12 protein-coding genes are annotated in these 11959 nt (G+C 67.9%); 6 read left to right on the top strand and 6 right to left on the bottom strand.

The window, feature by feature from the left end; all coding sequences use genetic code 11:
• Nucleotides 1-2 precede the first annotated feature (2 nt).
• Nucleotides 3-434, bottom strand: coding sequence for an MmpS family transport accessory protein (locus tag QN239_RS03280; RefSeq protein ID WP_499008163.1), 432 nt, complete (start codon nt 432-434; stop codon nt 3-5).
• A gap of 187 nt (nt 435-621) precedes the next feature.
• Here QN239_RS03280 and QN239_RS03275 point away from each other — a divergent pair, with 187 nt between their 5' ends.
• Nucleotides 622-1212, top strand: a complete 591-nt coding sequence (locus QN239_RS03275; protein ID WP_499008162.1) for a TetR/AcrR family transcriptional regulator — start codon at nt 622-624, stop codon at nt 1210-1212.
• A gap of 8 nt (nt 1213-1220) precedes the next feature.
• Nucleotides 1221-1778, top strand: coding sequence for a chorismate mutase (locus tag QN239_RS03270; RefSeq protein WP_499016535.1), 558 nt, complete (start codon nt 1221-1223; stop codon nt 1776-1778).
• Here QN239_RS03270 and QN239_RS03265 read toward each other — a convergent pair.
• The 3 genes from QN239_RS03265 to QN239_RS03255 all read right to left on the bottom strand — a co-directional run bounded on the left by QN239_RS03265 (nt 1764) and on the right by QN239_RS03255 (nt 3507).
• Nucleotides 1764-2180, bottom strand: a complete 417-nt coding sequence (locus tag QN239_RS03265; RefSeq protein ID WP_499008161.1) for a hypothetical protein — start codon at nt 2178-2180, stop codon at nt 1764-1766. The genes QN239_RS03270 and QN239_RS03265 overlap by 15 nt on opposite strands.
• Before the next feature lie 45 nt (nt 2181-2225).
• Nucleotides 2226-2768: a hypothetical protein gene (locus QN239_RS03260; RefSeq protein WP_499008160.1), complete on the bottom strand. Its 543-nt coding sequence runs from the start codon at nt 2766-2768 to the stop codon at nt 2226-2228.
• 121 nt (nt 2769-2889) lie between these two features.
• Complete coding sequence (locus tag QN239_RS03255) at nt 2890-3507, bottom strand: DUF3159 domain-containing protein (protein WP_499008159.1); 618 nt, start codon at nt 3505-3507, stop codon at nt 2890-2892.
• Between the two features lie 97 nt (nt 3508-3604).
• Between QN239_RS03255 and QN239_RS03250 the strand changes: the two genes are divergently transcribed.
• Genes QN239_RS03250 through QN239_RS03240 form a run of 3 tightly spaced genes read left to right on the top strand, consistent with a single transcriptional unit; the run spans nt 3605 to nt 6161 of the window.
• On the top strand, nt 3605-4189 hold the full coding sequence (locus QN239_RS03250; RefSeq protein WP_499016534.1) for a TetR/AcrR family transcriptional regulator: 585 nt from the start codon (nt 3605-3607) through the stop codon (nt 4187-4189).
• 25 nt (nt 4190-4214) lie between these two features.
• Nucleotides 4215-5426, top strand: coding sequence for an acyl-CoA dehydrogenase family protein (locus QN239_RS03245; RefSeq protein ID WP_499008158.1), 1212 nt, complete (start codon nt 4215-4217; stop codon nt 5424-5426).
• 48 nt (nt 5427-5474) lie between these two features.
• Nucleotides 5475-6161 carry a phytanoyl-CoA dioxygenase family protein gene (locus QN239_RS03240; protein ID WP_499008157.1) on the top strand — a complete coding sequence of 229 codons (687 nt, stop codon included), beginning with the start codon at nt 5475-5477 and terminating at the stop codon, nt 6159-6161.
• Here the strand turns inward: QN239_RS03240 and QN239_RS03235 are convergent.
• Together QN239_RS03235 and QN239_RS03230 are read right to left on the bottom strand one after the other, a co-directional pair.
• Complete coding sequence (locus QN239_RS03235) at nt 6148-7368, bottom strand: DUF7373 family lipoprotein (protein WP_499008156.1); 1221 nt, start codon at nt 7366-7368, stop codon at nt 6148-6150. The genes QN239_RS03240 and QN239_RS03235 overlap by 14 nt on opposite strands.
• 20 nt (nt 7369-7388) lie before the next feature.
• A complete protein-coding gene (locus tag QN239_RS03230; protein WP_499008155.1) occupies nt 7389-9281 on the bottom strand; it encodes a serine/threonine-protein kinase in 1893 nt (630 codons plus the stop codon).
• 63 nt (nt 9282-9344) lie between these two features.
• Here QN239_RS03230 and QN239_RS03225 point away from each other — a divergent pair, with 63 nt between their 5' ends.
• The gene (locus QN239_RS03225; RefSeq protein WP_499008154.1) at nt 9345-11885 is read left to right on the top strand and encodes a DEAD/DEAH box helicase; all 2541 of its coding nucleotides are present in this window, start codon (nt 9345-9347) and stop codon (nt 11883-11885) included.
• Nucleotides 11886-11959: the final 74 nt, after the last annotated feature.

Here is an 11959-nt window from a genome sequence, read left to right as displayed (position 1 = left end):
ACTCATGCGGATTTCACCAAGCAGTAGGTGTGGGCGCCGACACCGTCGACAGTACGTTCGTCTTTGACTTCGTCGTCGACGGTGATGCGGCAGGAAAGGCTGGAGCCGTCACCCTGGCCGGAGATCGTGGGGAAGACCGAGGGCGCTGTGGTGCTCAGCGTCAGCGTCCAGGGCAGCGCGACATTGTCGGCACGCTGCGGTTTGGCGTCCAGGTCCATGTAGTTGACGTTCGCCGTCGCACCCGGCTCGCCCCAGATCTCGTACTTCACCACCTTGGGGTCGAACGGCTTGGTGTCGTCGCCGGCGCTGTTCTCCGTGGAGATATAGCCCGGGCCGGTACCGAAGAACGTGCGGACCCGCATCACCGTGAACGACGCGACGGCCACCACCACGACGATGACCAGGGGTATCCACACCCGCTTCAATACGTTCATCGCCCGACTCCGTCCGATCCCTGAACAGCCTCACTTAGCCTGGCTACTCGACTGGACGAGATTAGCCAATCGGCTAAGTTAGGACAAGACGAACGTCAAAGTCTGTGACGGCGGATACTGTCCGTGCGAAGATGCGCAGCAGGTCACAGCCAGATCAGGGACCAGATCCGGGAAAGGAGGCGGTCGGATGGCCAAGCCAGTGGCTCAGCGCGGCTTCGCGCGTGAACGCGTCCTCGACGCCGCCCTCGATCTGTTCGCCGAGCGTGGCGTCAACGGCACCTCGCTGCAGATGATCGCCGACCACCTCGGCGTCAGCAAGGCCGCGATCTACTACCAGTTCCACACCAAGGACGACATCGTGCTGTCCGTGGTCCGCCCGGTGTTCGACGATATGGACCGGCTGGTCCGGATCGCCGAGACCATCTCCAATCCCGACTCCCGCCGCGACGCCACCATCAGCGGTTTCGTCGAGATGGCGATCCGGCACCGGCGCATCGGCACCCTGTTCTACGGCGATCCCGCGGTGCTCGAGCTCGTCCGGGCGCACAAGGAGTTCGAGGATTGCGGTGATCGCCTGCGCGAGCTGCTGATCGGCCCGACCGTCGACGTCGAGACCCGGGTCACGATCGGGATGATCACCGCGGGCATCTTCGGCAGCACCACCGAACCGCACCTGAGCGATATCTCCGACGGCGATCTGCACCGCATCCTGCTCGACCGCGCCCAGCGCCTGCTGGCGGTCGCCGCCGAACCCGGCACCGCCGCACTGCGCGGGTGAGCCCGGTGATGCTGCGACGTATGGGCCTTGCCGCGCTGGCCGCCGTCAGCGTCGCGTCCGCGACACCGGGGGTGGCGCACGCTATGCCCAGTCCGCTGGACGCCCTGGTCTCCGCGGCCGCGCAACGGCTGCAGGTCGCCGACCCTGTCGCCGCGGTCAAGTGGATCACCCACGGGGACATCGAGGATCCGGTGCGCGTCCAACAGGTGCTCGACGCCGTCGCCACGACGGCGAACAACCGCGGTATCGACGCCGGTTACGTCAGGCGGATTTTCACCGACCAGATCCACGCCACCGAGGCGGTCGAGTACCGCCGGTTCGCGGAATGGAAACTCGACCCCGCCGCCGCGCCGCCGTCGGCGCCCGACCTGTCCGCGTCCCGGTCCCGCATCGACGCGCTGAACACGACGATCGTCGACGAGCTTGCCGCACAATGGGACCTGTTGCATTCGCCGGCCTGCGTCCCGGCCCTGCGCGATGCAGCCGACAACGCGGCAACGGCTTACGGCCTGGACCCGGACTACCGGGACGCGTTGGCTTTCGCGACCCACTCATACTGCGGCTGAGGTCGGCGCGCCTCGCTCACCCCGGCGCTGCTTGGCCACACCGAAAGTGGCCACCGTCCGCACCAGTCGCTCCAGATCTGCCACCCGCCCGACCGGGACACCACCGGGCACCAGCCACACCGCGGGACCGACCCGGGTGAGCTGCAGTTGGGGCACGGGTTCCCGCAGCACGGTGATCCGCGCACCGTCGCGCACGATCTGCGCCTGCAGCGGGGCGCCGTCAGTTCGGATCACGGTGAGCGCAGCGCGGCTCTTGCACACCTCGATGGCGCCTGTGCGGTACTGGCCGCCCAGGCCGATCTGGATCATATCGTCGACCAGCGGAACGGTGAGATACATGGTGCCGCTACGGATCTCATCCAGATCAGGTACGCGAAGCAGCCAACGGGTGACAACAGGCATACCTTAATGGTAACGATTTTCAGTAATACCGCGCCCGAGGACCCCTCAGCGGGCGCCCACCTCCGCGGGCAACGGCGGCGGCAGCGGCGTGGTGGACGTCGGTGTGGTGGAAGAAGGTGTCGTGGACGTCGTGGAGGTCACCGTGGTGGTCACGGTCGTCGCGGTGCCACTTGTGGTGGTCCCCTGCGGTTCGTGCACATCGGTGAGCGGCTCGTTGCGGATGACGGTGCCGCTGGTGCTCACCTTCAGCCCGTTCGGGGTGACGGTGTAGGTGACGCCGTCGCTCTCGGCGACGTACCCGCCGTTCGAGGCGGTGGCGTTCAGAACCAGCTTGGCACCGTCGCGCACCCGCACGCCGCGATACTCGTAGCCACCGCTGGAGGTCTTGCAGATGGCGATGCGCGAGCTGGAGGTGCTGCCGAACAGGACCGCGACCGCGGGGGCGCTGCACCGGGCCGTGGAGTCGACGTAGCCCTGACTGTCACTGTCCGGAGCGGCACCGGCCAGCCCCGCCGCGGTCGCGAGCAGCGTCAGGCCCGCCGCAGCGGATGCGGCCAGGCGGACAACGGAGAGCGTGGAAGTAGACATCACCTTCCACCTGACCACGACCCGAGTAATTGCGCGAGCGTCAACGCCGAGACACCACCGAATCGTTAAGTTTCCGCAACACGCTCGCGCTTGTGTCGGCCGCAGCGCGGGCCACCGAAACTCAGCCCGGCCGCGGCACCGCCCTGATCGCGGTGCGGATCGCCAGGTAGATCAGCGAGGACGTGACGGCGAAGACGGGCCAGCCCATCGCGACCCGGGCGATCGCCAGCAACTCGGCCTGATTCGACTCGTACAGGTGGTACTGCACGAAGAACCTGGTCCAGGACACCAGTGCCATCACGACGGTGACGGCGTCGAAGGCCAGCCGCGCCCGCCGGATGGCGCGCCAGCTGTCGTCGCGGCCGGTGACACGCGCCCAGACCACACCGACGAGTGGCCGCCGGATGAGCACCGACACCGTGAAGGCGATGGCCATGCCGAGATACATCCAGATGCCGGGGAGATAGAAGTCCCGGGCCTGACCGGTGACGAAAGCCAGGCCGGCGCATACCAGGACCCCGGCGAACCCGAACAGCGCGGGACGGGTGGAGGCACGGCGCACCAGTTGCCACACCAGGATCAGCACCGCGACGCCGACCGCGGCGGCGACGGCGGGCACCAGGCCGGCAACGGCGGAGGTCGCCGCGAACACGGTGACCGGAAGGGCGGTGTGGATGAGCCCGCGAATGCCACCCGCGTGGGCCAGCAGCGTGGCGACCGGCGGCCGCGTCTCCGTCATGTCCACCGAGGGTACGTGGGCGTGCATCAGGATTTGCTGGCTCGCGCGTGAGTGAGTACTCTCTCACCTCGTGACCGTCTCCCGTCGCGATCAACTCATGGCCACCGCGCTGGCACTGTTCGCGGCCAAAGGTTATGCGGCGACGTCGGTGGCCGATATCCAGCAGGCTGCCGGTCTGGCCCCAGGGTCCGGCGCTCTGTACAAGCACTTCAGCTCGAAGCGTGCCCTGCTGGAAGCGGCGATCACCAGCCGTATCGAGAAGATCGTGACCGCTCGAGAGGAATACGACTCGGGCGAACCGCAGGGCATGGTGGCCTCGGTCCGGATGGCGGGCCGGCTGATCTGGAGCAACCTGACCGAGAGCGAAGAGTTGCTGCGCGTCATGCTGCGCGAACCCGACGAGCTCGGCGACCTCGACGAGAAGACGTGGCAGATCATCACCGACAACGCCTATCAACGTTTCGCCGACGAGCTCACCCGGTTGAACACGTCGGGCCGCACCCGCATCCCCGATCCCGAGGCCGCCGCCGCGGTGGCCATCGCCTCGCTGAGCTACTTCGCCACGCTCCGCGCCCTGACCACCCGAACCCCGGGCAATGTCGACGACGACCGCTATTTCGAAGCCTGGGTCGACCAGACCACCGCCGTGCTGGAACGACACACCATCCCCAAGAATCCTTGAGCAGCAATCGAATTCAGGAGCGAGCATGACTTTCTCACTTCAACTGTCCGATGACGTCGTCGAGGTGCGCGACTGGGTGCACCAGTTCGCCGCCGAAATCGTCCGCCCCGCCGCGTCCGAATGGGATGAGCGGGAGGAGACACCGTGGCCCATCATCGCCGAGGCGGCCAAGGTCGGCCTGTACTCCCCCGAATTCTTCGGGACGCAGGCCGCCGAGCCGAGCGGGCTGGGCTTCCTCACCGTGTTCGAGGAACTGTTCTGGGGTGACGCCGGTATCGCGCTGTCCATCCTGGGCACCGGCCTGGCCGCAGCGGCATTGGCCGGCAACGGAACTCCCGAGCAGATCGGCCAGTGGCTGCCGGCGATGTTCGGCACCCCGGGCGAACCCCAACTCGGCGCGTTCTGCTCATCCGAGCCCGACGCCGGCTCCGACGTCGGCGCCATCCGCACCCGGGCCCGCTACGACGAGGCCACCCGCGAGTGGGTGCTCAACGGCACCAAGACCTGGGCCACCAACGGCGGGATCGCCAACGTGCACATCGTGGTCGCCTCGGTGTATCCAGAACTGGGATCCCGCGGGCAGGCCACCTTCATCATCCCGCCCGACACCCACGGTCTGACCCAGGGCCAGAAGTTCAAGAAGCACGGCATCCGCGCCTCGCACACCGCCGAGGTCGTCCTCGACAACGTCCGGCTGCCGGAAGACCTGATCCTCGGCGGCCGAGAGAAGTTCGAGGAGCGGGTGGCCCGGGTGAAATCGGGCGCCTCCGCCGGCGGTCAGGCGGCCATGAAAACCTTCGAGCGCACCCGCCCGACCGTCGGTGCGATGGCCGTGGGGGTGGCGCGCGCCGCCTACGAGTACGCGCTCGAATACGCCAGCCAGCGTGAGCAGTTCGGCCGCAAGATCGGCGAGTTCCAGGCGGTCGCGTTCAAACTGGCGGATATGAAGTGCCGGATCGACGCCGCCCGGCTGCTGGTGTGGCGGGCCGGCTGGATGGCACGCAACAACCAGAGCTTCGACAGCGCCGAGGGCTCGATGGCCAAGCTGGTGGCCAGCGAGACCGCGGTCTACGTCACCGACGAGGCCATCCAGATCCTCGGCGGCAACGGCTACACCCGTGACTATCCGGTGGAACGCATGCACCGTGACGCAAAGATCTTCACCATCTTCGAAGGCACGAGTGAGATTCAGCGCCTGGTGATCTCACGCGCGATCACCGGTCTGGCGATCCGCTGACCCGAAAACCGTTGGCGTCGGTCACACCCAGCAGGCATCCTGGCGGGTGTGACCGACGCTGACGCGTTCCATCGCGACGGGTACCTTCGCATCGACGGCACCGCGGTACGCGCCGCCGCCCGCGCCGCGCAGACCCTGCTGTGGCAGCGGATCGGGCTGTCCGCGAACCGGCCCGAGCAGTGGACGCAGCCGGTGGTGTGGACCTCGGACCTGTCGGGCGCCGGGCCGTTTCGCGAGCTGGCCGGACACCCGGGGCTGTCGTCCGCGCTCGACGCGGTGCTGGGCGCCGGGCGCTGGATTCCGCGGGGATCGCTGGGCAACATCGTTATCCGGTTTCCGCTGCCGTCAGACGAAGACGACCGGGGCTGGCATATCGACCTGAACACCCCACTGCCCGACGGTTCGTGGGCGGTATCGGCGCATCCACATACGGTTCTGGTGCTCACCCTGCTGTCCGAGGTGGGCCCGGACGACGCACCGACCCGGGTCCGAGTGGGCTCACACCGGGACGTGGCGAGCGTGCTCGGTGATGAACCGTTGGACGCCGTCACGGCGGGCCAACACGTCGACGCCGTCAGCGCCGACCGGCCGCTGGCCCACGCCACCGGTCATCCGGGCGACATGTATCTGCTGCACCCGTTCACCGTGCATGCTGCCGACCAGCACCGCGGTCACACGCCGCGCTTCATGGCGCAAGCGCCGGTGATGCTGACCGAGCCGCTCATTTCTGGGTGAGCAACACGTACTGGGCAGCCACCAACTGCTGGGTTTCGGGCAGCCCGACACCGTTCGCCTCGATCGCGTACTGGCCGGCCGGTGCCACGCAGTAGAAGCCCTTGGGGCGAGCCGCGCAATGACTCTGCGGCAGCGCCGGAACCTGGTCGGCCGGCTTCGCCCCCTGCAACAACACCTCGTTGTCGAAGCCCTTGGTGATGGCCTGCGCCGTCTGCGAATCGCGGGACTGGTAGACATTGGCCTGGGCCATCGCCACCGCCGTGACACCGGTGTCGGCGAACAACTTCTTCGACGCGACGGGGTCGCTCTGGAAGTGCATGGCCGCCCGGGCCGGGTACACGGAGTTCTTGGTCGGCTTGACCTCACCGGTGACCAGCACTGTGCGGGCCAGCAGTCCGGTCGGGTCCAGCGGAATCTGGGCCAATGCCGCCACATCCGTCGGCGTGAATCCTTCGATGACCGGGCCCTGCGTCGCGATCGCCTTGGCGACCAGCCCGGTGGCGGCATCCGGGCCGGCCGAGGTCTGCGTCAACTGGGTGAGCACGAAGGTCCCGTGCGGATTGAACGACCGCACCACGGTCCAGGGGTGATCCGATCCCTCCGGGGTGAAGGGATAGGAGACGGCCGTGGCTTCGGGGTGGCCGGGTATCGGCGTGCGCTCCGGCCGAACCCCACGGATCGGACTGGCTGCGGCGGCGTCGGCCATCGCGCCCGCCGCTGCGGCGGCGGCCGCCGGATCCGGAAACCGCAACACCGCGTTGACCAGTACGGCCTGGTCCGATTTGCGGGCGGACGCGAAGCCGCCGACGAAGCCGTGGCTCTGGGCTGCCTCGGCAATGGCCTCCGGGCCCAGTTGGGCCAACACGGCCGGGGTGTCCATGACGTAGTACGTGCCCAGGTAAGGGTCGATCAACGAGGCGTCGACATCCCACGGCCCGATCACGTACTCGGCCATGCGGCGCGCCTCGGCCGCGGCGCCCGCTTCCACAGATCCGGCCGCGCCCAACACCGGACGCGGTGCACTCAGGTAGTTGCCCACATTGAGCTGGTCGGGACTGATGACGGGCAGCGCCGAAGCCGTCGGTGCCGCAACCGAACTCGACGCTACCGGACCCTCGTTGGCGTGCGAACATGCGGCCAGCAGTACGACGGTGGCAAGCGTGAGGCCGTGTTTCGTGAGGCGGCGCAACGCATCTGGTGTAGTCATTGCGTCCCGACCCTAGCGCGTCAATCGCCGGTTCGGACGAACTTGTCGGTGAAATCGCCGCCCTTGCACTCACCACCGGTCGACACGTTCTGACCCTTTCCGCTGAGCACGGGGATCGGATCCTGGCCATCGCCCGGCAACGGGTATTCGGCGGTGATCTTGGTGTGGGTCGTGCCGCCCATCGCGCAGGGCACGGTGCCCTCCTCGTCCCGCACCCATTTGCCGTCGGCGAAGACCAGCGTCACCACACCGTCCATGGCGTGGAACGTGCTGATGCACCGATCGCCGGTGCGCAGGCAGTGGGTGCGGACCTGCAGGTCCGGCGCTCCGGGCGCGAAACCGCCCGTGGCGTAGACGGTGGACTCGTGGTAGCGCCCGTGCAACCCCGATGCCGGGGACGTCGTCCGCGGCGGCAGGGTCGCCGGGTCGGGCAGTGTGCTGCGCGCGTTCTCACCGGTGCGGGTGAACGTGACCGTCCGCTTGCCGCTACCGCAGTTGTTCGCGGTGGCTCTGGTGGTCTCCCCGGTCAGGGTGCCGTCGGGCTGCGGGGTGAGGGTGTACACGACCCAGACCTCGGTGGGAACGTCGGGGCACTGCACCGACGCGGTGGCCACGGCGACCCAGGCGCCGGCGATCTGGTCGAAGGTCATATCCGAGACGAGCACGATGCCGCTGTCCCCGACATAGGACGCGGTGGCGATGCAGCCGTTCGAACCGCATGCGGACCGGACGTCGTAGGTGCCCGTCGTGGCTGCCGCCCCCGGAACCGGGTTGCCCTCCAGGTCGGTGCCCGGCCCGAAATCGGCCCGGTACAAGCCGGTGAATCCCGATCCGGAGGCCACCTGCGCGGTGGGGGCGGCCGGCGTGGCCGCCGGCTTGCCGTCGCGTGACGACAACCGCACACCCGCGAAGACGGCGCCGGCGACCAGTACCAGGGCGAGCACCGACAGCACCGCCACCAGTGGCTTGGAGATGCGCCTGGATCCCGGTTCCGGTTCCTGTTCCGCGGGCGGCTGAGCCGGCGGCGGTGGAGGTGGCGGAGTCGCGGGCAAGGTGGGATGACTTCGGGGCTCCGGCACCGGCGCCCCGAGCTGATACTGCAGCGCATGCGCGAACTCGCCGCAGGTGGGGTATCGGCCTTCCTTGGACTTGGCCATCGCCCGGGCCAACACCGGATCCAGCCCGCGCAGTTCCGGCCTGCGCTCACCCAGGGACGGCGCGGGCGCGGTGACGTGTTTGGTGATCACCACCGCAGGATTGCTGTCGGCATACGGCGTGGTGCCGGTGAGTAGGTGAAACGCGGTGCACGCCAACGCATATTGATCGGTCCGGCCGTCCATCGGGTCGCCGCGCAGCTGCTCGGGTGCGGCATAGGCCACCGTGCCCACCGCCATGTTGGTCGCGGTCAGCTTGGTCGAGTCGTCCATCGGACGGGCGATGCCGAAATCCGCCAGATAGATGCGCGAGGTCTCGGATTCCAGCAAGATGTTGGCCGGCTTGATATCTCGGTGCAGTAGGCCACGCTGATGCGCATAGTCCAAGGCCGAGGCGACGCCGGCGATGATCGGCAACGCCACGTGGGCGGGCATCCCGTTCGGGTAGTGGTCGCGCAACAACCGGGCCGCATCGGTGCCCGCCACGTAGACCATGGAGATCCAGAGTTGCCCGTCAACCTCACCGCGGTCGTACACGCCGAGGATGTTGGGATGCGACAGGGTGGACACCAGGTCCGCCTCGCGCCGGAACCGCGGTGCGTACTCCGGATCGACGGTAAGGGTCGCCGCCAGCACTTTCACCGCATCCTGGCGCGGCAACCTCGGATGGTCCGCGAGGTACACGCTGCCCATACCGCCCGCGCCGAGCAACCGCCGGATGGTGTATCCGGCGAAAATCTGACCCTCGGTGAGCGACACGGGCAAATCGTATTCGACCCGTCGGATGAAAGCGTCAGGTCTGTCAGGCAGGCTGGACAGGACATGACCACCACTGCCGCCCTGCTCGAAGACCCCGCTGACCTGACCGCGCTGCGCGCACTGGGTGCCGATCCCGACGAATTGTTCGTCTCGTTCGCCGATTGGGCGCAGCGCTGCGGGACCACGCTCTACCCGGCGCAGGAAGAGGCGCTGATCGAATTGGTCAGCGGCGCCAATGTCGTGCTGGCCACCCCGACCGGGTCCGGGAAGTCGTTGGTGGCCACCGGTGCGCAGTACGCGGCGCTGGCCGGCGGCCGGCGCAGCTATTACACGGCGCCGATCAAAGCCTTGGTCAGTGAGAAGTTCTTCGCACTGTGCGACGTGTTCGGGGCGGCCAATGTCGGCATGCTCACCGGCGACGCGGCCGTCAACGCGAGTGCGCCCATCATCGCGTGCACCGCCGAGATCCTGGCCAATGTCGCGCTGCGCGAGGGCGGTCCGGAAAGCACGGCCACCGACCTCATCGTGATGGACGAGTTCCACTTCTACGGTGACCCCGACCGCGGCTGGGCCTGGCAGGTGCCGCTGCTGGAGTTGCCCCGTGCGCAGTTCCTGCTGATGTCGGCCACCCTGGGCGACGTCACCTTCCTCCGCGAAGACCTGACCCGGCGCACCGGCCGGCCCACGGCACTGGTGGCCGGCGCGCAGCGCCCCGTGCCGCTGTTCTACTCCTACGCCACCACACCGATGCACGAGACCATCGGCGACCTGCTGAACACCAAGCAGGTGCCCATCTACGTGGTGCATTTCACCCAGGCCTCCGCCCTGGAGCGGGCCCAGGCGCTGATGAGCGTGAACGTCTGCACCAAGGAGGAGAAGGCCGCGATCGCCGAGGCCATCGGCAACTTCCGATTTTCGACGGCGTTCGGCACCACGCTGTCCCGGCTGGTGCGCCACGGTATCGGGGTGCACCACGCGGGCATGCTGCCCAAGTACCGGCGGTTGGTCGAACAGCTGGCGCAGGCCGGCCTGCTCAAGATCATCTGCGGCACCGACACGCTCGGCGTCGGCATCAACGTGCCCATCCGGACGGTGGTGTTCACCGCACTGTCGAAGTACGACGGCACCCGCACCCGACTGCTCAAGGCCCGGGAGTTCCATCAGATCGCCGGCCGGGCCGGCCGGGCCGGTTACGACACCGCGGGCACCGTCGTCGTGCAGGCCCCCGACCACGAGGTGGAGAACCTCAAACAGTTCGCCAAAGTGGCCGACGACCCCAAGAAGCGGCGAAAACTGGTGCGCCGCAAGGTACCCGAAGGCATGGTGCCGTGGAGCGAGGCGACCATGACACGGCTGGTCGAAGCCGCACCCGAGCCGTTGACCAGCAATATGCGGGTGTCCACGGCCATGATCCTGGACGTCGTCGACCGGCCCGGGAACCCGTTCGAGTCCATGCGCCGGCTGCTCACCGACAACCACGAACCGCGCAAACGCCAGCTCAAGCTCATTCTGGAAGCGGTGGGCATCGCCCGCTCGCTGCTGCAGGCCGGGATCCTGGAACGGCTGCCCGAACCCGAGCCCGACGGCAGAAGGTACCGGCTGACCGTCGACCTACCGCCCGACTTCGCCCTCAACCAACCGCTGTCGACCTTCGCGCTGGCTGCCGTCGACGTGCTCGACACCGAAGCGCAAACCTATGCGCGCGACGTGGTTTCGGTGATCGAGGCCACGCTGGAGGATCCGCGCCAGATCCTGGCCGCGCAGTTGAACAAGGCCCGCGGCGAGGCCGTGGCGCAGATGAAGGCCGACGGCATCGAGTACGACGAGCGTATCGAGCTGCTCGATGAGGTGACCTATCCCAAACCGCTGCAGGAGATGCTCGAGTACACCTTCGGGGTGTACCTGCGCACCAATCCGTGGGCCGCCGACGGGAAACTCGCACCGAAGTCGATCGTGCGCGAGATGTGGGAGCGGGCGCAGACCTTCCGGGAGTTCGTCAGCGAGTATGGCTTGACCAGGTCGGAGGGAGCGGTGCTGCGCTACCTCTCCGACGCGTTCAAGGCGCTGCGGTCCGGGGTGGCCGCCACCGCACGTACCGAGGAGCTCATCGATATCGTCGAGTGGCTCGGTGAGCTTGTGCGTCAGGTCGATTCGAGCCTGCTCGACGAATGGGAGCAGCTCACCAGCGGTGACCAACCCGATGCTGCGCCGGTGACCGTGCCGGTGCGTGCGCTGACCGCCAACGAACGTGCGTTCACGGCGATGGTGCGTAACGCGCTGTTCCGGCGGGTCGAGTTGTTCGCGCGCCGGCGCTGGGCAGATCTGGGCGCGCTGGATGCCGGTTCGGGCTGGCCGGCACACCGTTGGGAAGAGGTCGGGGCGGCGTATGCCCAAGAACACGACGACGTGGGCACCGGCGCCGACGCCCGGGGGCCCGCCCTGCTGATCTTCGACCGCCAACCCGAGGTGTGGCGGGTGCGGCAGATCCTCGACGACCCCGCCGGTGATCATGACTGGGGATTCGAAATGGAGGTGGACCTGGCCGCCTCGGATGAGGAAGGATTTCCGGTGGTGCGGATGACCGGTGCCGGGCGGCTCGACTGATCGTCACCGGGCAGCACTTGGGGGTTCAGATGAGGATTTCCTGGGTATTCCGTTCGTGCTTAGCGCGGGGCACT

Origin of the sequence: Mycolicibacterium sp. Y3 (genome assembly GCF_051188035.1) — a bacterium.
Lineage (GTDB): Bacteria > Actinomycetota > Actinomycetes > Mycobacteriales > Mycobacteriaceae > Mycobacterium > Mycobacterium fluoranthenivorans.
This window is presented reverse-complemented; position numbering and strand designations above follow the sequence as displayed.

What these genes read in the sequence shown, in the direction of transcription:
- QN239_RS03280 (WP_499008163.1), bottom strand. Translation starts at nt 434, where the DNA reads ATGAACGTATTGAAGCGGGTGTGGATACCCCTGGTCATCGTCGTGGTG.
- QN239_RS03275 (WP_499008162.1), top strand. Translation starts at nt 622, where the DNA reads ATGGCCAAGCCAGTGGCTCAGCGCGGCTTCGCGCGTGAACGCGTCCTC.
- QN239_RS03270 (WP_499016535.1), top strand. Translation starts at nt 1,221, where the DNA reads ATGCTGCGACGTATGGGCCTTGCCGCGCTGGCCGCCGTCAGCGTCGCG.
- QN239_RS03265 (WP_499008161.1), bottom strand. Translation starts at nt 2,180, where the DNA reads ATGCCTGTTGTCACCCGTTGGCTGCTTCGCGTACCTGATCTGGATGAG.
- QN239_RS03260 (WP_499008160.1), bottom strand. Translation starts at nt 2,768, where the DNA reads ATGTCTACTTCCACGCTCTCCGTTGTCCGCCTGGCCGCATCCGCTGCG.
- QN239_RS03255 (WP_499008159.1), bottom strand. Translation starts at nt 3,507, where the DNA reads ATGACGGAGACGCGGCCGCCGGTCGCCACGCTGCTGGCCCACGCGGGT.
- QN239_RS03250 (WP_499016534.1), top strand. Translation starts at nt 3,605, where the DNA reads ATGGCCACCGCGCTGGCACTGTTCGCGGCCAAAGGTTATGCGGCGACG.
- QN239_RS03245 (WP_499008158.1), top strand. Translation starts at nt 4,215, where the DNA reads ATGACTTTCTCACTTCAACTGTCCGATGACGTCGTCGAGGTGCGCGAC.
- QN239_RS03235 (WP_499008156.1), bottom strand. Translation starts at nt 7,368, where the DNA reads ATGACTACACCAGATGCGTTGCGCCGCCTCACGAAACACGGCCTCACG.
- QN239_RS03225 (WP_499008154.1), top strand. Translation starts at nt 9,345, where the DNA reads ATGACCACCACTGCCGCCCTGCTCGAAGACCCCGCTGACCTGACCGCG.